11 protein-coding genes are annotated in these 22,452 nt (G+C 61.5%); 5 read left to right on the top strand and 6 right to left on the bottom strand.

What is annotated here, in order from left to right:
* Positions 1 to 67: 67 nt before the first annotated feature.
* Positions 68 to 814 (bottom strand): phosphoglyceromutase, encoded by a 747-nt coding sequence (locus HMPREF3153_RS03800; RefSeq protein ID WP_070420096.1) that lies wholly within the window; start codon positions 812 to 814, stop codon positions 68 to 70.
* 146 nt (positions 815 to 960) lie between these two features.
* Here HMPREF3153_RS03800 and HMPREF3153_RS03795 point away from each other — a divergent pair, with 146 nt between their 5' ends.
* Positions 961 to 1,260 (top strand): hypothetical protein, encoded by a 300-nt coding sequence (locus HMPREF3153_RS03795; protein WP_070420065.1) that lies wholly within the window; start codon positions 961 to 963, stop codon positions 1,258 to 1,260.
* Here HMPREF3153_RS03795 and HMPREF3153_RS03790 read toward each other — a convergent pair.
* From HMPREF3153_RS03790 to mshA, 5 genes are all read right to left on the bottom strand, one after another.
* The gene (locus HMPREF3153_RS03790) at positions 1,257 to 2,447 is read right to left on the bottom strand and encodes an ABC-2 family transporter permease (RefSeq protein ID WP_141740913.1); all 1,191 of its coding nucleotides are present in this window, start codon (positions 2,445 to 2,447) and stop codon (positions 1,257 to 1,259) included. The genes HMPREF3153_RS03795 and HMPREF3153_RS03790 overlap by 4 nt on opposite strands.
* Before the next feature lie 286 nt (positions 2,448 to 2,733).
* Positions 2,734 to 3,414, bottom strand: coding sequence for an ATP-binding cassette domain-containing protein (locus HMPREF3153_RS03785; protein ID WP_034656496.1), 681 nt, complete (start codon positions 3,412 to 3,414; stop codon positions 2,734 to 2,736).
* Positions 3,415 to 3,483: 69 nt separating this feature from the next.
* Positions 3,484 to 4,140, bottom strand: coding sequence for a response regulator (locus tag HMPREF3153_RS03780; protein ID WP_070420063.1), 657 nt, complete (start codon positions 4,138 to 4,140; stop codon positions 3,484 to 3,486).
* Positions 4,140 to 5,273 (bottom strand): sensor histidine kinase, encoded by a 1,134-nt coding sequence (locus HMPREF3153_RS03775; RefSeq protein WP_082778540.1) that lies wholly within the window; start codon positions 5,271 to 5,273, stop codon positions 4,140 to 4,142. The genes HMPREF3153_RS03780 and HMPREF3153_RS03775 overlap by 1 nt, the downstream gene beginning before the upstream one ends.
* 20 nt (positions 5,274 to 5,293) lie before the next feature.
* Positions 5,294 to 6,559 (bottom strand): D-inositol-3-phosphate glycosyltransferase, encoded by a 1,266-nt coding sequence (gene mshA, locus HMPREF3153_RS03770; RefSeq protein WP_070420062.1) that lies wholly within the window; start codon positions 6,557 to 6,559, stop codon positions 5,294 to 5,296.
* Positions 6,560 to 6,639: 80 nt separating this feature from the next.
* Here mshA and HMPREF3153_RS03765 point away from each other — a divergent pair, with 80 nt between their 5' ends.
* The 4 genes from HMPREF3153_RS03765 to HMPREF3153_RS03750 all read left to right on the top strand — a co-directional run bounded on the left by HMPREF3153_RS03765 (position 6,640) and on the right by HMPREF3153_RS03750 (position 22,073).
* On the top strand, positions 6,640 to 8,358 hold the full coding sequence (locus HMPREF3153_RS03765) for a long-chain-fatty-acid--CoA ligase (protein WP_070420061.1): 1,719 nt from the start codon (positions 6,640 to 6,642) through the stop codon (positions 8,356 to 8,358).
* A gap of 706 nt (positions 8,359 to 9,064) precedes the next feature.
* Positions 9,065 to 10,798, top strand: coding sequence for a long-chain-fatty-acid--CoA ligase (locus HMPREF3153_RS03760; protein ID WP_070420060.1), 1,734 nt, complete (start codon positions 9,065 to 9,067; stop codon positions 10,796 to 10,798).
* Between the two features lie 245 nt (positions 10,799 to 11,043).
* Positions 11,044 to 12,858, top strand: a complete 1,815-nt coding sequence (locus HMPREF3153_RS03755; RefSeq protein WP_246817157.1) for a long-chain-fatty-acid--CoA ligase — start codon at positions 11,044 to 11,046, stop codon at positions 12,856 to 12,858.
* A 128-nt stretch (positions 12,859 to 12,986) separates the two neighbouring features.
* Positions 12,987 to 22,073: a type I polyketide synthase gene (locus HMPREF3153_RS03750; protein ID WP_070420058.1), complete on the top strand. Its 9,087-nt coding sequence runs from the start codon at positions 12,987 to 12,989 to the stop codon at positions 22,071 to 22,073.
* The last annotated feature ends 379 nt before the right edge of the window (positions 22,074 to 22,452 follow it).

Raw genomic sequence — 22,452 nt, 5'->3', positions numbered from 1 at the left:
TAGTTAAAACGCAACAATCCCCAGGGAGTATAAACCCCCTGGGAACTCTATGGAGTCTTAAAGGTACTTACTTGGCCCCCTGTGCGGCAACAGCGGCTGCGCCAGCTGCGGCTGCTTCAGGATCCAAGTAGGTACCGCCTGGGTTGACTACGCTGCCGTCTTCCGCAATCTCGTAGACCAGCGGAATACCGGTAGGAATGTTCAGACCAGCAATGTCCTCGTCAGAGATGTTGTCGAGGTGCTTAACCAGTGCGCGCAGGGAGTTACCGTGGGCAGCGATGAGGACAACCTCGCCCTTCTTGGCGCGCGGAAGGATCTCTTCCTCAAAGTAAGGAACAAAGCGCTCGACGACGTCCTTCAGGCACTCGGTGCGTGGGACCTGGTCGAGGTCTGCGTAGCGCGGATCATTGGACTGGGAGTACTCGGAGGAATCTTCCAGCTCTGGTGGCGGGGTGCCGTAGGAGCGGCGCCATGCCATGAACTGCTCCTCGCCGTACTTCTCCTTGGTCTCAGCCTTGTTGAGGCCCTGCAGAGCGCCGTAGTGACGCTCGTTAAGACGCCAGTCGCGTACGACCGGAATCCAGTGGCGGTCAGCAGCATTAAGAGCGATGTTTGCGGTGCGGATAGCACGGCGCAGGAGGGAGGTGTAGAGAACATCTGGCAGGATGCCCTGCTCCTTGAGCAGCTCGCCGCCGCGCTTTGCCTCTGCCTCGCCCTTTGCGGTGAGGTCAACGTCTACCCAACCGGTGAACTGGTTGGATTCGTTCCACTGGGATTGTCCGTGTCGAAGAAGAATGAGCTTTCCGTTAGTCATGCCTACAAGCATGCCAGTTTTTAATAGTCCGCGCTGCAACTTTTAGCCTTCGGAGGTAACCGAAAACTCCCTACAATGGGCTTTTATTGCTCAAGAAATCTAAATCACAATTAAATGGAAAACACTCACCGAGAGCAGAAGCTGCCATGCACGTCATTCAGATAGCCCCACCCCACTTGGAAACTAACGATTCCCCTTCCCTGGCACTGCGCGTGTGCCACGAGGCGGACAGTGCACTGGTGGGTTATCTCGCGGGCAACGGTGAAATCCTCTCAATTGCTGACCTCGACGTCCCCACCGCCGAAGGCCCCATCGAACGCGAGTGGACCGAAGAGATGCTGCAAGCTGCCGCCGCGCCCGTGGCCGCGGCTGGGGCATGCTGGTCAAGCAGGCGCTCTGGGGCGAAGTTCTGGTGGACTTCTTGGACGAAGTCACTCACGGGTTAAGAATCTGAGCTCCCGACCATGGGAGCCTTCTTCTGCCAGCAGAAACAAAGGGATGCGAGCGCTACCACAATCACGGGTATCGCTACTGTCATTCGGCCGATATTCGTGACCGTCTCCGGCCAAGCGCTAAAGGCTACAGTCCACAATGGAGTATTCGCTAGGACATCTCCGCCCAACGTAAGCGAAATGATCGCAAACACGATGCTCAGAGCAAGCGTGAACGTGCTCCCGAATCGGGCATTTAATAGCAAGCTTGCCAAAGCGATAATGGTGCCCACTGCGATGCTGAGCACGAGGCGGCGAAGCTCATCGCCAAGCGCACCGCCAGCAATGAGCCCAGCAAGCAAGCTGCATGCTGACATTACAGCGACCACGCTGATTAACCAGTAGATCAAGGTGCTTCGACACCCTCGATATTCGAGCAACATCAACGGCCAACTATCGCGCAGTGCAGCCCATCCCAGCACGGGTGCAAGCCCCGATCCGATGGGCAAAATGCCGAACACGAACAGGCCATGGACATAAGAGGCCGGGTAGAGCAAAGCGGTAAACACCATCAGCATTGCGCTGAGAACCATGCAGGCCACTAGCGCTGGTGTCGTAGCCGCAAAGCAAAGCGCTAAAAATGGCCATGGCCGTTGTGCGCAATCCCTTTTAACCACAGCGGGCTTCCATCCCACCCCAGGTTCATTTGCTGCCACTTTCGAGCGTCGGACTAGCCGTGGGTGCCAGCCATCTGGTGCCCAGAGCGCTACTGCAATTCCCACCAGAGCAAGAAGAACACACAAAGCTAGTGCGGTCCACGGTTTCTCAGCTGCCAAAGGCGCACCCGGCTCAAGTGGAACGGAGTTTCGGTGAATACCCATAATCGGCAGTACAGCTCGCACCGGCCACGCAGGCGGGCAAATCCACCAATTGTCGGCTTCCACGACGGGATTTAGGGCAAAGAATAGTTGCCAGATAACAAACACTACGAGTGTCACTACCAAGTTGGTCAGGCGTGCTACTGCTGCTGCCAATCCAGCAATGCCAATCGAGCCGACAAAGCACAGCACACCGACAGCGAGAATGCGTGAGCTATTCTCGCGCGAATAGACGGCCAACCAACTTCCGCCGAAATTAATTACATGAAACACAGCGATGCTGAGGAGGACAACGAGGAGGCGGGCCAACCTTTCGGCATTCAAGAATCGCGTCCTTCGCACCTTCGGAAGCCCCGCCAAACGCATATGCGTCCCGCCAAACCGAGCACGCTTCTCCCGTGCCTCCGCAGCTGCAGCAAACATTGCAACAAGTGGAGCCGCCATCCCAGTGACATACATTGATTGCCACATGAGTACGCCCGTCGCATCGGTGGCAGGAGATGCAAGGCGAGAAAGGTTATATGTCAGAAGGACCAAAGGCACGGCTATCAAAGGCAGCCACACCAACGAAGTACCGCGAGCGCGCAGCAGCTCTGCGCAAAGTTGACGCCTAAACATTGCGTCCCCCTGCGGTGAGGCGGAAGAACTCCTCTTCCAAGTTTCCTACCGGAGCCAAATCACGCAGAGGCCCCGAATAAACGATTTCACCTTGTGCCAGCACAGAAATGTCATCTGCGAGATGAAGTACTTCCCCCAGTTGGTGAGAACTAACTAGAACCGTGCCGCCTCGCGCAGCCCAGTCACGCAGCAGCTCGCGTAGCTCGCTGATTCCTTGCGGGTCAAGGCCATTTTGCGGCTCATCAAGTACGAGCACTTCGGGGTCTCCGAGAATCGCTTGTCCTAGGGCCAACCTAGCTTTCATTCCGGTGGAAAAACTCTTGGCTTTCTTGCCGCCGACGTCCACCAGCCCAACCACAGCAAGAGCCCGATCTGCCTCCTCCGCGGGCAGACCAAGCAATCTTGTGTGCACAAGGAGGTTATTCCGTGCGCTGAGGTGACCGTAGAAAGCTGGTCCGTTCAAGGACGCACCGACCGTAGGCAGCTCACCGATGGTTCCAGAATCTGCAGATGAAAGTCCCAACAAAATAGACATCAGGGTGGACTTTCCCGCGCCGTTTCGCCCAAGCAAAGCATGTACTCGTCCAGGAGTTACTGAAAGCGAGACGTCGTTGAGGACTCGCTGGTTCCCGAACGACTTGGTGACACGTGACAAGCTAAGTGATGAGGACATGAAAGAAGTATGTCGCCGTAGCTTCTTTCCTGTATCCCCCAGCAGAACCAACCTTGGCCTGAAGTTCTCCTACTGCAGTAGGACTTTTTGGCCTAGCAACACCAAAGCCACGCGGTCCCTAGCTTGCAGCTTCGACATGAGCGAGGAAACGTGCGTCTTTACGGTGGTCTCAGCGAGGACGAGTTCTTGGGCAATTTCCCGGTTAGTCGCGCCACTAGTGATCAGCCGCAGCACTTCCAACTCGCGTCGAGTCACCAACGCAAGCCCCTGCCTTTGCGCTGCTGATAGTTCGGCTCGTCCAGCAATCGCTGCGCGATACCCCTCCAAAACGGTTCCGGTCACTCCGCTTGCTAGGACGGCTTCTCCTGCATAAACCGCACGAACAGCCCCAACGAGCACCTCCGGATCAGAGTCCTTGAGGAGGAAACCATGAACTCCCGCGAGCAATGCAGAACGAACCAGCTCCTCTTCATTGAACGTCGTAAGCATGATTACTCGGAGTGAGGCGTTCCTCGCCAAAAGCGCGTTTGCCGCAGCAATTCCATCCATTCCCGGCATCCGAATATCAAGAATCGCAATATCGAGCGAATGCGCAGCTGCAGCCTCGACGGCTGCTTGCCCATCACCGACCGCGGCAACGACCTTAATGTCCCCTGCGGCATTAAGAATGGTTTCCAACGCACTGCGCAGCAGCGGCTGGTCATCAGCAAGAAGTACTCGAATCATTATGTTGTCCTCTGCGGAAATTGTGCTTCCACTAGGAAGTGCCGAGCGTCTCCGGAGGTACGCACCCAGCCACCCAATGCTGTAGCCCTTTCGGCGATTCCCACCAAACCTACACCGGCTCCTGATGTCTCTCCTTGTGGTCTACCCCATGACTCAACACTCAGCGCAGCAGAATCAGAAAGTTTCAGGCGAACTGTCGCCCCTGTCCCTTGGTGGCGAAGCACATTAGTCAGTGCCTCCGTGATAATCCGGACCAAAGCCAATTGGGTTAGCGCAGGAAGAGTCACCGGGGTATTCGGTAAATCTGCGCTGATATCAAGGCCTGCAGCGCGAAAACCTTCCACGACCTTGGGAATATCGGATAGTTGGCGAGATGGCTCGCGCGTTGTCGGCGCCCGTAGCGAGGACACAATTGAACGCACCTCCGCGAGCGCTCCGTCCGCTTCAGTTCGGATAGTTCGCAATGCTTCCTCCGATGTCCCCGAAGCAACAAGACCAGCATTTGCTTGAACTTTGATGAGGGTCAACGAATGAGCTAGTACGTCATGTAGTTCACGCGCGATAAGAAGCCGCTCTTCTTCCTGAGCTTCACGCTGTCGCGCCTGCCGTTCCACCTCCTTGTCACGCAAACGCACCGCAACTACATAAACGAGTAACAAAAGTAGCCAGTGGAAAAGGAAAGTAAATAGAAAATCCGTTCCGCTTCGGTATCGCTCGGTCAGGTCTGGTTGCAGCTTCCACATGAACGGCGAAGCGAAAGTGCCAGCGAACGTTGCGCCGAGAATAGCCTTTGGAATCCACCGTTCTTCACATAAACGCGCAGAAGAATAAACAGCTAAAGGAGCAGCAACCAACCACGGAGAGAATCCAGAATTCGTCGGGAGCGCCAGCATCCAGGTAATTGCCCATGCCCCTAGACAGAAAATCATCCCTACCGGAGCAATGACAGGCCGCGACCGCCAAATGAGAAAGAACGGGACAAAGGCCCACGAAACCACAGCTTGCACGATGTGGATCTCCATAGGCAGCGGCCCCGGTACCAGGGTGTACAAGAGCGCCAGTAGCACGGCCAAGCCCGCAAGCAGCACATCGCCTAAGCGGAGAGTGCGCAAAAAAGTCATGCCTTTAGACATCAAGTCTTTTCTCCCGCTACTTAGTAACCAATTGCCCGGCGCGCATGGCAATCCGGGACCTCGATGTGCAGGGCTTCCTCGTAGATCTGGGCAAGAACGCTTGCGGACTGGGCCCAGCTGAACTTCGCCGCATGCCCCACGGCGGCTTCGCCCATGCTGATGCGCAGCGGGTCGTCGTCAAGCAAGTGCTCCAAGGCATCCGCCCAGGCCTCCGGCGAGTGACCATCGACTAGCTCACCCGTCTCCCCATCCGCCACGGCGATGGGCAGGCCGCCGACGCGGGAGGCGATGACCGGGGTGCCCGAGGCCTGAGCCTCCAAAGCCACCAACCCGAAGGACTCATTGTAGCTGGGCACCGCCACAACGTCGGCCGCGCGGTAAATAGAGACCAACTCCTCCGGCGGACGCGGACTAAGAAAGCGCACGTGCTTGGAAAGCCCCAGCTTGTGCACCAGGTTCTGGTAGTACTCCGGCGTCGAGTTCGCACCCGATGGGCCGCCGCAGAACAGCACGCGGATATTGCGATAACGATCGCGCTCAATGAGCTCAGCGGTTGCACGAATGAGAACCTCCGGGCCCTTGAACTTCTGCAGTCGGCCCACGAAGGCCACGACCTTGGTGTGGATAGGAATGCCCAACTCACGGCGCGAGCGCTCGGTGTTGCGGTCGGTGCCAGGTGTAAACAGCTCGGTGTCGGCGCCCGGCGAGACCACCTTGATGCGAGAAGGCTCGGCGTCGTAATGCTCGACGAGATCGCGAGTCTCCTGCTCTGTATTCACCACGAGGAGATCCGCGTTATCCACCAGCTGCTGCTCGCAGATGCGACGGGCTTCCGATTCCCGGGTGTCATCGGCGGTGCGGTGCGCATTCTTCACAGCAGCCAGGGTGTGCGCGGTATGGACGAGCGGGACGCCCCAGAGATCGCGCAGCAGCCAGCCCACTTGGCCGGAGAGCCAGTAGTGCGTGTGGATGAGGTCGTAATCAAGATTGAAGCACTTGACGAACTGCACGAGCCCACCCGCGAATGCTGCCAGCTGCGTGGGGAGGTCTTCCTTATCAAGACCCTCGTAAGGCCCCGCAACGATGTTGATGACGCGCAGGTGCTCCTCGACCTCGACGGCCTCGCCTTGGCTGGGACGCGTGGCTCGCGTGAAAATGTCGACGTCGACGCCCTGCCGGGCAAGTTGGCGAGCAATGTTGATGACGTAGACGTTCATTCCACCTGCATCACCGGACCCCGGCTGCTCGATGGGCGAGGTGTGGAGTGAAATCATTGCGATGCGCATAGGCATACAGTCTAGTCATCCGGATTCGGGGCTATACTGGCCCATGCTAAAACTTACGCAACCGAAAGGTGCTGAACCCCATGTCGGCATTCGACACCAAGGAATGGCTCCAGTTCTACCCAGAATGGACCCCGCATAACCTTGACTACGGAGATACCACTCTCCTCGATATTTACGACAACAACCTGGCAATCAACCCTGACAAGCCAGCGACTTACTTCTTTGGCAAGACCCAGACCTTCGCGGAGATGGACAAGCAGGTCCGTCGCGCCGCCGCCGGCCTGCGTGCATTCGGCGTGCGCCCGGGTGACAAGGTGGCCATCGTGGCACCGAACTGCCCGCAGTACGTAGTTGCTTTTTACGCCATCTTGAAGCTGGGTGCCATCGCGGTCCTCCACAACCCGCTCTACACTGCGCACGAGCTGGAAGGTCTGTTCAAGGACCACGGCGCCCGCATCGCTATTGCCTGGGACAAGACGGCTTCTACCCTGGAGAAACTACGCGGCACCACCAATCTGGAGACGGTCATCTCCATCAACATGATTGATGCGATGCCGACCGCCCAGAAGCTCGCCCTCAAGTACCTGCCTTTCTTGAAGTCCAAGCGCGGGCAGCTATCGGCGCATGCCAAAAACACCGTCACCTGGGACAGCCTGGTGGGCAATGCCATCGGCGGCGACGGGCGCGACGTCGAGCCTCCGGCGGACATCACCAAGGACACCATTGCCGTCATCATGTACACTTCCGGCACTACGGGGCAGCCGAAGGGCGCGCAGCTTTCGCACGGCAACTTCTTCGCCGTCATTTTGCAGGGCAAGCACTGGGTCCCTGGCCTGGGCGACAAGCCGGAGCGCATGCTTTGCGCGCTGCCTTTCTTCCACGCTTATGGCCTGGTTATGAACGTGGTCCTGCAACCACTTATCGGCGGCGAGCTGGTCATCATTCCAAAGCCGGACATTACGCTCATCATGGACTTGATGAAGAAGCACACTCCGACGTGGGTTCCAGGTGTGCCGACTCTCTACGAGCGCATCGTCGAGTCTGCTGAGGAGCAGAACATCGACATCAAGGGCGTGCGTGCGGCATTCTCCGGCGCCTCGACTTTGCCGGTGGACACCGTAGAGAAGTGGGAGCAATACACCGGCGGCTTGCTGGTTGAGGGCTACGGCCTAACCGAGTGCTCCCCCATCATCGTGGGCAACCCGATGAGCACCGACCGCCGCCCAGGCTACGTGGGAATCCCATTCCCGGACACCGAGGTGCGCATTGCGAACCCGGACAACCTGGATGAGACCCAGCCGGACGGCGTCGAGGGCGAGGTCCTCGCACGCGGCCACCAGGTGTTCAAGGGCTACCTCAACAACCCGGAGGCCACCGAAGCCGCCTTCCACAACGGCTGGTTCCGCACCGGTGACATGGGCATCATGGAAGAAGACGGCTTCATCCGCCTGGTCTCCCGCATCAAGGAAATCATTATCACCGGCGGCTTCAACGTCTACCCAGGTGAAGTTGAGGAAGTACTGCGTAAGCACCCTGCCATTGACGACGTCGCCGTGGTCGGCCGCCCGCGCTCCGACGGCTCTGAGGACGTCGTGGCCTGCATCGACCTGGCCGACGGCGCGGCGCTCGACCCAGAAGGCTTGAAGGAATTCTGCCGCGAGCGGCTCACCCGCTACAAGGTGCCGCGCACCTTCTACCACTTTGAGTCCCTAACGAAGGACCAGATGGGCAAGATTCGCCGCCGCGAAGTCCAGGCCGATCTGCTCGAGCGCCTGAAAAAGGAGAAGGCTGGGCAGTAGCCGCTGCCGCCTCCTCCGGCCGGGCCTTCGGCCGTACTTCCCGGCCCCGACCAGGCCGATTTCCTGACCCAATTCCCGGTCCCTTCCAAAAGCTCCTTTTGCTCAGCCCCCATCACTGGGTAAAAGGAGCTTTTGGCCGTTTTCTGACGAGCTTCTACTCGACATACAACCATTTGAAAGGGAGCTTTTGCACGGGACCAAAAAGAGCAGTAACAGCCTGAAACGACTAATCCCTCAACCGCGTCATAACACGGATCTGCAATAGGACCGGGTAACCATGGCCAATTATCCCGATCATTAGGAGGACTACCGCTGCCAGCCAGCCTTCGGCGGTAACTACCCAAATCGCGCTTTCGCATTGCGACTATGTGCTTGTTCCAACCGATTCGCCAGAGAAAAGCGTTGAAACAATCCACGCCCCAACGTCGGCTGGCAGCACGTGATAGAGAGAAACGGCGCCACAACGAGACCGTAGATTCCCGCAGCCGTGAAAAGTAAAGCAACCACGAAACACTCACCGCTTCCCCGTCTCGGTTCCTGCAAGAACTATGAGTACAAATGTGAATTCTAGCGGCCCACAAACACGGTGAGCCAAGGAGAGACGGCAACTACCCCATCGCAAAAGTTTGGCAGGCAGAAGTGTTTAGTTCACAAAATGGTTATACTGTCCGAAACAAAACTGTTTGCCACCAAAAGGAGTGACGTCATGTCGGATACCCAGCCATCTGCATACAAGTCCAAAGCCTGGCTTGCCAGCTACGCCGAGTGGACCGACCACTCCCTCGAGTACGGTGAACTCACGCTGCTTGATATCTACAATGAGAACTTGGAAAAGCGCGGCAATAGGCCAGCCACCTGGTTCTTTGGTAGGCAGCAGAACTACCACGAGCTCGACGCCCAAGTGCGTGCCGCTGCCGCCGGCCTCAAGGCCTTCGGTATCCGCGCGGGCGACCGCGTGGCCATGGCACTGCCCAACTGTCCGCAGCACATCGCGGCGTTCTACGCGGTGCTCAAGTTAGGTGCGACTGTGGTCGAGCACAATCCGCTCTACACCGCACACGAGCTGGAGGGACTGTTCCAAGACCACGCGGCCCGCGTAGCCATCGTGTGGGACAAGGTGACACCGACCTTCGAGCAGCTGCGTGAGACCACCCCGCTGGAGACCATCGTCTCCGTCAACATGACCGAAGCAATGCCGCGCCGCCAGCAACTCCTGTTGCGCATCCCAATTCCGCCGATTACGGAAAAGCGCGATCAGCTCACTGCCGCTGCCCCGAATACGGTTCCATGGAACGTGCTCACCGGCACCGCCATCGGCGGCAACGGCCACAAGCTCGAGGACGCTACGGTCAAACCCGACGACACCGCGATCATCTTGTACACCTCCGGTACCACCGGTAAACCAAAGGGCGCTGAGATTACCCACGCGAATGTGTGCGCCAACGTCAAGCAAGGCGTGGCCTGGGTTCCTAACTTCGGGGCTAAGCCCGAGCGCATGCTCGCCGCCTTGCCCTTGTTCCACATCTACGGCCTGACTCTCATCGCAGCCCTCGGCGTGTATGTAGGCGGCGAGTTGATACTTACTCCGGCCCCCAAAATCCCGCTCATCATGGACATCATGAAAAAGCACCGCCCAACCTGGTTGCCTGGTGTTCCTACTTTGTACTCCAAGATCATCGAGGCAGCTGAGGAAAAGGGCGCAGACATCACCGGCGTCCACAACTCCCTGTCAGGTGCTGCGGCGCTTCCCCCAGAAACCGTGGAGAAGTGGGAGTCGCTCACTGGCGGTCTGCTGGTTGAGGGCTACGGCCTCACCGAGACCTCGCCGGTCCTCACAGGTAACCCGATGAACAATAACCGACGCCCAGGCTACATCGGCATTCCGTTCCCGGACACCGAAATCCGCATCGCCAACCCAGAAAATCTTGACGAAACCATGCCCGACGGCGAGGCTGGCGAGTTGCTAGCCCGCGGCCCGCAGGTGTTCAAGGGTTACTTCAAAAACCCCGAAGCTACGGAGAACACTTTCCACGACGGCTGGTTCCGAACTGGCGATATGGCTGTCATGGAATCAGACGGCTTTATCAAGATCGTCTCCCGCATCAAGGAAATGATCATCACCGGCGGCTTCAACGTCTACCCAGGCGAGGTTGAAGAAGTCATCGCCACGCACCCAGACGTGGAAAACGTCGCCGTCGTTGGCCTGCCGCGCGCGGACGGTTCCGAGGACGTCGTCGCCTGTGTCATTCTGCGCGACGGTGCCGCGCTTGACCCCGAGGGAATGAAGGACTTCGCCCGCAAGAACCTCACTCGCTACAAGGTTCCGCGCACCTTCTACCACTTCGAGCACCTCGCCTCCGATCAGCTGGGCAAGATTCGCCGCCGTGAAGTCCAGGCAGACCTCATCGCCCTTCTCGAAAAGAATAAGGCGAAGAACTAAAGCAACCACTCGCTAACGTTGATTCGCTTTTTAGGCAAAAATTTCAGTTAATTCCCCGTTTGCACCTTTTGCGAACGGGGCTTTTTCTAGCTAAAACAAGGCGAATTCGCACCTTATAGTGACTTCCCCCCAGAAACTCACCAGCATTAGCAAGTCTTTCAATACTTAACACGTTAGTTAACTCACATTAGCAACTACACTGTGTTGTAACTAATACTTAGCCTCAGAAACTGAAAGGCATGATCATGGGAGCTTTTGACAACGCCGCTTGGCTTCAGCACTACGCCGAGTGGACCCCTCATTCCATCGACTATGGCGACACCACGTTGGTTGATATCTATACCAACAACCTCACGGTTAATGCCGCAAACCCTGCGACCTACTTCTTCGGCAAGACAATGACCTACGCGGATCTCGACGCCCAGGTTCGCGCCGCCGCCGCCAGTCTCAAGGCCTTCGGCATCCGCCCAGGCGACAACGTCGCCATCCTTCTACCCAACTGCCCGCAGCACCTCATCGCCTTCTACGCCATTACCCGCCTCGGTGCGACAGTCGTGGAACACAACCCGCTGTACACCGCCCACGAGCTCGAGTCCCTGTTCCAAGACCATGGCGCCCGCGTAACCATCGCCTGGGACAAAGCCGCCTGCACGCTCGAAAAGCTGCGTGACGTCACCAACCTCGAGACGGTCATCTCTGTGAACATGATCGACGAGATGCCACCCCTCCAGCGCCTCGCGCTTAAACTCCCGCTCCCACCGCTGAAGGCCAAGCGCGAGGCCTTGTCCGCCGACGCTCCAAACACCGTCCCGTGGTCCACCTTTATCAGCACCGCCATCGGTGGCGACGGCCGCCGCATGCAGTTCCCCGAGATATCGAAGGATGACATCGCGCTCATCCTCTACACCTCAGGAACTACCGGCAAGCCCAAGGGCGCCCAGCTCTCTCACGGCAACCTCGCCGCCAACGCCTTGCAGGTCGATGCCTGGGCCCCAGACCTCGGCCGCGGCCACGAGCGCTTCATGGCTGTGCTGCCCATGTTCCACTCTTATGGCTTCACCATGTCCATCACCTTAGGAATCCTGGCTGGTGCGGAAATCATCCTCCTTCCTTCACCGCAGCTCCCGCTCATCATGGACATCTTGAAGAAGCACACCCCCACTTGGTTCCCAGCCGTACCCACTATTTACGAAAAGGTGCTCGCTGCCGCCAAGGAAGAAGGCGTCGAGATCAACGGCATCCGCTACGCCATCTCGGGCGCTGCCACCCTGCCCGTACACACTGTCTCCGAGTGGGAGACTGATACGGGCGGCACGTTAGTTGAAGGCTACGGTCTTACCGAAGCCTCGCCGGTCGTCACCTGCAATCCGCTGACCGACGCCCACCGTGCCGGCCACATCGGACTCCCCTTCCCAGACACTGAGGTCCGCATCGCGAATCCAGATAACCTCGACGAGACTCAGCCGGACGGCGTCGAAGGCGAGCTTCTCGTCCGCGGCCCGCAGGTCTTCCCGGGCTACCTCCACAACGAAGAAGCCACCGCCGCCACCTTCCACAACGGTTGGTTCCGCACTGGCGACATGGCCGTCATGGACGAGGAAGGCTTCATCCGCTTGGTCTCCCGCATCAAGGAAATGATCATCACCGGCGGCTTCAACGTCTACCCGGCAGAAGTCGAGGCGATCATCAATCAGCACCCCGACGTGGTCAATGTCGCGGTTGTGGGACGCCCACGACACGACGGCTCCGAGGACGTCGTGGCTTGTGTCATCCTGCGCGAAGGCGCGGCGCTCGATCCGGAAGGCCTGAAGGACTTCTGCCGCGAGCGTCTCACCCGCTACAAGGTCCCGCGCACCTTCTACCACTTCGAGCACTTGGCCTCCGATCAACTGGGCAAGATCCGCCGCCGCGAGGTACAGGCTGATCTCATGGCGCTTCTGGAAGAGCCCGACCAACTCCGCCCGGACCACCACGGCGACTCCGCCACCGACACCAACGCCGACGCACATGCCGCAGCCGGCCCGGCAGATGCCAAGTCACCCCCCTCCACTCAAACATGAGAAAAACCTCACATTAAAACGCGTCAAACACATACCTACACACAAGTAGGCTACGGTGACGTAATCGCTTTTAGTTTCTTCACACTAACTAAGGGCATTTCAAACGTCACCAGACTTTAAGAGGGAAAATGTCTTTGACTCCATTGCATTCCATGCCTAATCCAGCCGTCATTTTCGCAGGACAAGGCTCCAATTGGCAGGCCACGCTTAACGACGCCGCGCAGGCCCCCGCCACCGCACAGAACCTGCGGGAGGTACTCGCCGAGGCCCGCCGCATCACCGGCCCTGCCGCACGAGCCACCGCCTCGAGCTGCCCAGGCGCCATCGAGCGCCTCGAGCAACTGCTCGAAGGGGATGCTGCTACTGTGACTGGCACTGCCGCTGCCACTGCCGCCGCGCTCGACGCCTCCCCGGCCGTATCCATCCCCGGCATCGTACTCAGCCAAATCGCCACCATCGAACAGCTGCGCAACCTCGGAGTCACCATCAACGAGACCGCCGGACACTCCCAGGGATCCTTGGGCGAAATGGCCGTCGACAAGCCTGCGGAAGCCCTCGCCCTCGCCCTGCTGATGGGCACCGCCGCCAACGTCGTAGGCGGTTCCGATACCCGTTCCCAGATGGTTTCCATCCGTGGCCTTTCCCGTGAATTCATCACGGAGAACCTGCGCGGCAACACGGTAATCGCCGTGGTCAACGCCCGCCAGCACTTTGTGCTCTCCGGCTCCCCGGAGGACCTCGCTGCAACCCGCACAGCGCTCGACTCCGCAGTACAGGCCTTCAACGATTCCCTCGAAGAGCGCACCATCGGCGGCGACCCCCTTGAGCCGCAATACACCGAGCTGCCCGTGGCTCTTCCTTTCCACAACGCCATTCTCGCGCCCGCTGCCGAGCGCACCGTCGAACTGGCCACCGCCTGTGGCCTCGACGCTGAAAACGCTCGCGAGCAGGCAAAATCCATCCTGGTCCACGAGCACAACTGGCCGCACGTCCTGGCTGAGCTGAAGTCTCGTCACTTCATCGTGCTGGATCGCTCGCTGGCCAACATCACTAAGCGCGTCGTCGAAGGCAGCGGCATCGTCGTGGTGTCTGCGGGCAGCCCGCAGAATCTCGATGCCCTGGCAATCCCCGGAAATTCCCTCCCCACGTCCGTGGACTACTCCGAATTCGCGCCGCGCGTTGTCGAGCTGCCGGGCGGCCGCGCGTTTACCCAGACCCGCTTCTCTGATCTCACCGGCCTGTCCCCCATCATGTTGGGTGGCATGACTCCGACCTCAGCTGATGGCGAGATCGTGGCCGCAGCAGCCAACGCCGGGCACTGGACCGAGATGGCCGGCGGCGGCATGTACTCCGACGAGGTCTTCCGTGCTCACCTCGCCGTGATGGAAAAGCACCTGGAGCCAGGCCGCACTGCGCAGTTCAACACCATGTTCTTCGACCGCTACCTGTGGAACCTGCAGTTCGGCCAGGCTCGCATCGTGCCGAAGGCTCGCGCCGCTGGTGCTTCCTTCAACGGCGTGTGCATCTCCGCGGGTATCCCGGAGGTAGACGAGGCCGGCGAGCTCCTCGCCCAGCTTCATGCCGATGGCTTCCCTTACATCTCTTTCAAGCCGGGCACTGCGAAGCAGATTCGCGACGTCCTCAAGATCGCTGCCGCCTACCCGGACGACCAGATCATCATGCAGGTCGAGGACGGCCACGCAGGCGGCCACCACTCGTGGGTCAACCTCGATGACATGCTGCTCGAAACCTACGCCGAGGTCCGCGCGCACCGCAACGTCATCCTCGCCGTCGGCGGCGGCATTTACTCCCCGGAGCGCGCGGCGGACTACCTCACCGGCGAGTGGGCACAGGCCTATGAACTGCACGCCATGCCTGTCGACGCCGTGTTCATCGGCACCGTCGCCATGGCCACCAAGGAGGCTAAGGCCACCGACTCCGTCAAGGACCTGTTGGTGAAAACCTCCGGTATTTCACCAACCGAAAATGATGGTTGGGTCGGTCGCGGTGCCGGTACCAACGGCGTGGCCTCCTCCCAATCGCACTTGTTGGCAGACATCCACGACCTGGACAACTCCTTTGCGGCTGCCTCCCGTCTCATCACTTCTTTGAGCATCGAGGACTACCCCGCCCACCGCGAAGAAATCATCACCGCGCTGAACAAGACGTCGAAGCCTTACTTCGGCGACGTCGAGAAAATGACCTACGCCGAATGGCTCGAGCGCTTCGTCGAACTGGCTCACCCGTTCGTGGACCCCACGTGGGATGACCGCTTCTTCGACCTCCTCCACCGCATCGAGGCGCGTCTCAACAGCGCTGACCACGGCGAGATCGATACCCTCTTTGGCTCCATCGACGAGGTCCACGACGCTCCGGCCGCGGCGGCGCGTTTGCTGGCGGCCTACCCGGAGGCGACGTCGACAAGCGTGTCCCCGCGCGACGCCGCATGGTGGATTTCCCTGCATTACAAGCACGTCAAGCCGATGCCGTGGGTGCCTGCCATCGATGGCGACCTCAAGGTCTGGTTCGGCAAGGACACCCTGTGGCAGGCACAGGACGAGCGCTACACCGCAGACCAGGTGCGCATCATCCCGGGCCCAGTGGCCGTCGCTGGCATCACCAAGAAGAACGAGCCGGTAGCCGAGCTGCTCGCCCGCTTCGAACAGGCCACCACGGACTCCCTGCTGGCCGCGGGCCAGACCCCGCAGCAGGTCTTCTCCCGCCTGCAGGCCGCACAGGACGAGGCCGCCTTCATCAAGGCCGCACCGACCTTGGTCTGGCATGGCCACCTCATGGCCAACCCGGCCTATGAGATGGACGATAACGCCTACAGCCTGCGCCAAAACGCGGACGGCAACTGGGAGATCGTCATCACCGCCGATTCTTATTGGGACTACCTGCCGGAGGACCAGCGCCCGTTCTATGTCCGCGAGGTCACCGTTCCCGTCGATCTTCCCGAGGGCGTTGCTACCGGCGGCTCCCCGGTGGTCTCGGAGGAGCGCCTCCCGGCCTCCGTATTCACCCTGCTCGAGGGCCTGGCCGGCGTGGGTTCCATGTCTGAGCAGGGCGACGAGATCACGCAGATGCCGCGCATTGAAGAAGGTTCAATCAGCGAGGACGCACCTTATGGTGTGGCCCACTACTCCTTCCACCTGCCGGCCTCCTTGCTGGAGGCGCACACCGCAGTCACCGGTGCCGCACTTCCTGCCAGCGAGGACGCCACTGTGGGCACCCCGGACGCCCTCGTCGGCCCCTGCTGGCCGGCCATCTACACCGCGCTAGGTTCGGGCCTTTTGGAGGACGGCTACCCCGTCATCGAGGGCCTGCTCAATGCTGTGCACTTGGACCACGTCGTGGACGTCCGCGTTCCGCTTGCGACTCTCGCCGACGGCCGCCGCATCGACGTCACCTCCAAGTGCACCGCCATCGACGAGTCCGTCTCCGGGCGCATCGTCACCGTAGAGCTAGAGCTCAAAGACCACAGCACCGAAGAGATCGTCGCAACCCAAATGCAGCGCTTTGCCATCCGCGGCCGCGCCACCGGCACCGCGATGCCGAAGCCTGCGCCTGAGTGGGGCGGCGGCAAGTCGGCCTCCAAGGTCGAGTCCACGCCGCGCTCCTTCGTGGATCGTGCCACCGTCACCGCGCCGCACGACATGAACCCATTCGCGCTGGTCTCCGGTGACTACAACCCCATTCACACCTCCTACAACGCCGCACAGTTGGTGAACCTCCAGGCACCGCTGGTCCACGGCATGTGGCTCTCGGCCACTGCGCAACACCTGGCCGCGCGGCACGGTCAGGTCGTGGGCTGGACCTACTCCATGTACGGCATGGTTCAGTTGCACGATGTCATTGACATCGTCGTCGAGCGCGTGGGCCGCAAGGGTATCCACGTGGCCCTCGAAGTCACGTGCCGCATAGGCGGCGAGGTCGTTTCCCGGGGCCAGGCACTGCTTGCGCAGCCGCGCACCGCTTATGTCTACCCAGGCCAGGGCATCCAGACCGAGGGCATGGGCAAGGGCGACCGCGACGCTTCCCCAGCCGCCCGCGAGATCTGGCGCCGCGCCGACCAGCACACCCGCGAAACACTGGGCTTTAGCATCCGTCACATCATCGACGGCAATCCCACGTCCCTGCGCGTCGGCGAGCAGACCTTCGTGCACCCACAGGGTGTTTTGCACCTGACCCAATTCACCCAGGTCGCCCTGGCAGTCGTGGCGTACGCACAGACCGAGCGCCTGCGTGAGAACAACGCCATCGGCTCCAACTCGATGTACGCCGGCCACTCCCTCGGCGAGTACACTGCTTTGGCATCGCTGGCTAACATCTTTGACCTTGAAGCGGTCATCGACATCGTCTACTCCCGCGGCTCCGCGATGGGCAGCCTCGTTCCACGCGACGCGGAGGGCAACTCCGAGTACGCCATGGCCGCGCTGCGTCCGAACATGATCGGCGTGAGCGGCGATGAGGTGGACGCCTACGTCGCCTCCATTGCGGAAGAAACCGGCGAGTTCCTAGAAATCGTCAACTACAACATCCGCGGTCAGCAGTACTCCGTGGCCGGCACCAAGGCCGGCCTGCGCGAGCTGGTCCGCCGCGCCAACGCTGTCAAGGAACGCGCAGCCGTGATGGTTCCGGGCATCGACGTCCCGTTCCACTCCCGCGTGCTGCGCGATGGCGTGGCCGCGTTTGCAGAGAAGCTCGACGAGCTCCTCCCGGCTGAGCTCGACCTCGACGCGCTGGTCGGCCGCTACGTGCCGAACCTCGTGGCAGTGCCGTTCGAGCTGACCCAAGAATTCGTCGACACCGTGGCCCCGATGGCTCCTTCTGGCAAGCTCGACGGCCTCGACGCCTCCTCGCTTGAGCCGCAGGCACTCGCCCGCCTGCTCCTCATCGAGCTGCTGTCCTGGCAGTTCGCCTCCCCGGTGCGCTGGATTGAGACCCAGGAACTGCTCTTCGACGAGGTCGATCAATTAATCGAGGTCGGCCTTGCCGCCTCCCCAACCCTGACCAACTTGGCCAAGCGTTCCCTGGCCGTGGCAGGCCGCGACCTGCCCGTATTCAACGTCGAGCGCGACCAAGACCAGGTCATGCTCCAGGACGTCCAGGCAGCACCAGAGCCCGAGACCGCCCCCGAGACAGAGGAACCGGCTGTCGAGGCCGCGTCGGTCCCAGCTGCTCCAGCCACCCCAGCCGCTGAATCCGCGCCAGCCCCGGCCGAGTCCGCTCCCGCAGTTCCTGCCCCGGCTGCGCCTTCCGCAGGTGCCGCCCCCGAGCTCACCTTCCGCGCGGCCGAGGCCATCATGGTGCTCTTCGCGTTCCAGAACAAGATCCGCATCGACCAGATCAATGACTCCGAAAGCATCGAGGAGCTCACCAACGGCGTTTCCTCCCGCCGCAACCAGCTCCTGATGGACATGTCCGCTGAGATCGGCGTGCCTGCAATCGACGGCGCCGCAGACGCCGACGTCGCCTCGCTGCGCGAAAAGGTCAACGCCGCCGCCCCTGGCTACGCGCCTTTCGGCAGCGTCCTTGGTGAGGCCGTCACCGCACGCTTGCGCCAGCTGCTCGGCGCTGCGGGCCTCAAGCCCACCGCGGTGGCCGAGTACGTCACCGGCACCTGGGGCTTGCCCGAGTCGTGGGTCGCCCACGTCGAGGCCGAAATCCTGCTCGGCTCCCGCGACGAGGATTCCGTCCGCGGCGGCAGCCTAAACACGGTTCCGTCCAGCGCCACCAGCAAGTCCGCGGCGCACGAGCTTATCGACGCCGCCGTCCAAGGCGTCGCCAATGCGCACGGCGCCAGTGTCTCCAAGGGCGCTGCCGCAGGTGGAGCCTCCGGCGGGGTCGTGGATTCCGCTGCCCTCGAGGCCTACGCCGAGACCGTGACCGGTGAGAACGGCGTGCTCGCCACCGCGGCCCGCCAGGTCCTCACCCAGCTCGGCCACGTCGCCGAGCCTGCCGAGGCCACCGCCCCAGACACCGAGGTCATCGAGACCGTCGAAGCCGAGCTCGGTTCCGGCTGGCTCAAGTCCGTCACCCCTTCTTTCGACGCGGCACACGCCGTGCTTTTCGACGACGCCTGGGCCACCGCCCGCGAGCGCCTCGCCCGCGTAGCACTTGGCGAGATCGCGGCCGACGACGAGCGCGCGCAGCCTGCCGCCTTCCAGGGCGCCGGCGCCACCGTGGCTGAACAGGCCCGTTGGTGGGCACGCTCGGGCAACACCGCCGTCGACTTTGCTCACTTCGAGCAGATAGCCGCAGCCGCCGAGTCCACCGCACACGGCGCTTACGCCGGTGACGTCGCCCTCGTCACCGGTGCCGCTCCTGGTTCCATCGCCACCGCACTTGTCGAGCGCCTCCTCGCAGACGGTGCAACCGTCATCATGACGGCATCGCGAGTGACCCAGTCCCGTAAGGAATTCGCCCGCCGCCTCTACGCCGAGCACGGCCGTCAGGGATCTGCCCTGTGGTTGGTTCCGGCCAACCTCACCAGCTTCCGCGACGTGGACTCCCTGGTGGAGTGGATCGGCTCCGAGCAGCGCGAATCCGTGGGCAACGAGGTGAAGATTCTCAAGCCAGCGCTCACCCCAACCTTGGCATTCCCATTCGCGGCACCGTCTGTTTCCGGCTCGCTCGCAGACGCCGGCTCCTCCACGGAGACCCAGGCTCGCCTGCTGCTGTGGTCGGTCGAGCGCCTCATCGGCGGCCTCTCTGACCTCGCGGTTAAGGCCCCGAGTCCCACCCGGTGCCACGTGGTCCTGCCGGGCTCGCCCAACCGCGGCACCTTCGGCGGCGACGGTGCTTATGGCGAAGTCAAGGCCGCGCTCGACGCCATCCTGGCCAAGTGGAACGTCGAAGCTGGTTGGCCTGCCGGCGTCACCCTTGCGCAAGCCAAGATCGGCTGGGTCGCAGGCACTCACCTCATGGGCGGCAACGATGTCCTCGTTCCAGCCGCACAGAAGGCCGGCATCCACGTCTGGTCGCCCGAGGAAATCTCCTCTGAGCTGCTAGACCTAGCTTCCGCCGAGTCCCGCGCCCGCGCCACCGAACGCCCGATCGAGGCAGACCTCACCGGCGGTCTCGAAGGCTTCTCGCTGACCTCCCTAGAGGTCGAGAAGCCTGCTGCGCAGTCCGCTGCCGAGGCTGCCTCCAAGGACACCACCGCCCGCATCAAGGCACTGCCTTCTCCGGCGCGCCCGGTGCAGCCGCAGCTGGCTGAGGAACTTGGCGACATCACCACCGACCTCGACGACATGGTGGTCATCGCCGGTATCGGCGAGGTGAGCTCCTGGGGTTCCGGCCGCACCCGCTTCGAGGCCGAGTATGGTCTGCAGCGCGACGGCTCCGCCGAGTTGACCGCCGCCGGTGTCATCGAGCTCGCGTGGATGACCGGCCTCATCGCATGGCACGAGGAGCCCACGCCGGGCTGGTTCATCGGCGAGACTGACGAACAGATTGCGGAAGAGGACATCTACGAGCGTTTCCACGACGAGGTCGTGGCCCGCGCCGGCATCCGCGAGCTCACCGATAAATACCACCTGGTTGACCGCGGCTCCATCGACCTGACCACAGTGTTCTTGGACCGCGACATCACCTTCACCGTCGATTCCGAGGCCACCGCCCGCGACATCGCCGAGGCCGACCCAGAGTTCACCAGCATCCGCGAGGCTGACGGCGAATGGGAGGTCACCCGCCGCAAGGGCGCCACCGCAAAGGTACCGCGCAAGGCCACGCTCACCCGCACCGTGGCCGCGCAGATGCCAGACAACTTCGACGCCGCCCGCTGGGGCATCCCGGACCACATGCTCGACGCACTCGACCGCATGGCGGTCTGGAACTTGGTCACGGCCGTCGACGCCTTCATCCAGGCCGGCTTCTCCCCTGCTGAGCTGCTGCAGTCCATCCACCCAGGCCAGGTTGCCACCACGCAGGGCACCGGCATCGGCGGCATGGAGTCCCTGCACAAGGTCTTCGTCTCCCGCTTCCTCGGCGAGGAGCGCCCATCCGACATCCTGCAGGAAGCACTGCCGAACATCATCGCGGCTCACACCATGCAGTCCTTGGTCGGCGGATACGGCTCGATGATCCACCCCATCGGCGCCTGTGCCACAGCCGCGGTGTCCATCGAGGAGGGCGTCGACAAGATTGCACTGGGCAAGGCCGACGTCGTGGTCGCCGGTGGCATCGACGACGTTCAGGTCGAGTCGCTGCAGGGCTTTGGCGACATGAACGCCACCGCGCAGACTGCAGCGATGACTGCGAAGGGCATCGACGAGCGCTTCATCTCCCGCGCCAACGACCGCCGCCGCGGCGGCTTCCTCGAGGGCGAGGGTGGCGGCACCGTCCTGCTTGTGCGCGGTAGTCTCGCGCAAGAGCTGGGCCTTCCGGTACTCGCCGTGGTCGCCCACGCCGCTTCCTACGGCGACGGCGCCCACACCTCCATTCCGGCTCCGGGCCTCGGCGCCCTGGGCGCCGGTCGTGGTCGCGAGAACTCTCGTCTCGCACGCTCGCTGCGCGGGCTGGGGCTGACGCCAAACGACGTCTCGGTCCTGTCTAAGCACGACACCTCCACCAACGCCAACGACCCGAACGAGTCTGAGCTGCACTCCCTGCTGTGGCCGGCGATCGGGCGCGACGCGGAGCAGCCGATGTTCGTCATCTCGCAAAAGACGCTCACCGGCCACTCAAAGGCCGGCGCCGCGCTCTTCCAGACCGGCGGTATCATCGACGTCTTCCGCACCGGCCGCATCCCGGCCAACGTCTCGCTGGACTGTGTCGATCCCCTCATCGCACCGAAGGCGAAGAACCTCGTGTGGCTGCGTTCGCCGCTCGACCTAGGGGCCGCTGGCCGTCCGGTCAAGGCCGCGGCGCTCACCTCGCTCGGCTTCGGCCACGTCGGCGCGCTCATCGTGTACGCCCACCCGGGCGTGTTTGAGGAGGCCGTCGCCAAGCAGCGCGGCACTGACGCTGCAGCTGCTTGGCGCGAGCGTGCCGAGCAGCGCCTCGCCGCGGGTCATGCCCGCTTCGAGGCCGGCATGCTGGGCCGCGCGCCGCTCTTTGAGATCATCGACGGCCGCCGCCTGCCGCACGCCGACGCCAAGGTGATGATTGACGGCTACGGCCTCGTCGACGCCGACAAGGCCGCGGAAATCTCCATGCTCCTCGACGCCGATGCGCGCCTGGGCAGCAACGGTGAATTCCCGGGTGCGTAACCTCTAGCAATTAGGGCCAGTTCAAGTAAGAACTGGCCCTTTCCTTTCGGACTAACCTCGTTTGGCTCTATGTCGCGACGATATTTGCTCACCAACGCTTTTCAATTAAATGTTCCATCACACGCTTTCAAACATCCGCCGAAAAATATTGACAAGCATGATTACGGAATCAGCGATTATGCCAGCTTCACGGCGCGATGAGTTCGGTGCGTGTTTTATTGAATGAGCTAACGAAACTGCATTACGAACAAAACTACGCAGTTCACTATTCGCTGGTCCTGGAAGTTCTACGTCAACAACACGTTCCAGCTGATTTTTTGAGTTTCCCGGGCCTGTCCCCCGGACAGTGGACACGTCGGGGGTTAGCTATGCTGCTTTG

Source organism: Corynebacterium sp. HMSC06C06 (assembly GCF_001807295.1).
Lineage (GTDB): Bacteria > Actinomycetota > Actinomycetes > Mycobacteriales > Mycobacteriaceae > Corynebacterium > Corynebacterium striatum.
The sequence above is the reverse complement of the archived record's forward strand: the minus strand, read 5'-3'. Positions and strand labels throughout refer to the sequence as shown.

Excerpts from the sequence above, each read along its gene's own strand:
- HMPREF3153_RS03800 (WP_070420096.1), bottom strand. The coding sequence starts at position 814 with ATGACTAACGGAAAGCTCATTCTTCTTCGACACGGACAATCCCAGTGG.
- HMPREF3153_RS03795 (WP_070420065.1), top strand. The coding sequence starts at position 961 with ATGCACGTCATTCAGATAGCCCCACCCCACTTGGAAACTAACGATTCC.
- HMPREF3153_RS03785 (WP_034656496.1), bottom strand. The coding sequence starts at position 3,414 with ATGTCCTCATCACTTAGCTTGTCACGTGTCACCAAGTCGTTCGGGAAC.
- HMPREF3153_RS03780 (WP_070420063.1), bottom strand. The coding sequence starts at position 4,140 with ATGATTCGAGTACTTCTTGCTGATGACCAGCCGCTGCTGCGCAGTGCG.
- HMPREF3153_RS03775 (WP_082778540.1), bottom strand. The coding sequence starts at position 5,273 with ATGTCTAAAGGCATGACTTTTTTGCGCACTCTCCGCTTAGGCGATGTG.
- mshA (WP_070420062.1), bottom strand. The coding sequence starts at position 6,559 with ATGCGCATCGCAATGATTTCACTCCACACCTCGCCCATCGAGCAGCCG.
- HMPREF3153_RS03765 (WP_070420061.1), top strand. The coding sequence starts at position 6,640 with ATGTCGGCATTCGACACCAAGGAATGGCTCCAGTTCTACCCAGAATGG.
- HMPREF3153_RS03760 (WP_070420060.1), top strand. The coding sequence starts at position 9,065 with ATGTCGGATACCCAGCCATCTGCATACAAGTCCAAAGCCTGGCTTGCC.
- HMPREF3153_RS03755 (WP_246817157.1), top strand. The coding sequence starts at position 11,044 with ATGGGAGCTTTTGACAACGCCGCTTGGCTTCAGCACTACGCCGAGTGG.
- HMPREF3153_RS03750 (WP_070420058.1), top strand. The coding sequence starts at position 12,987 with ATGTCTTTGACTCCATTGCATTCCATGCCTAATCCAGCCGTCATTTTC.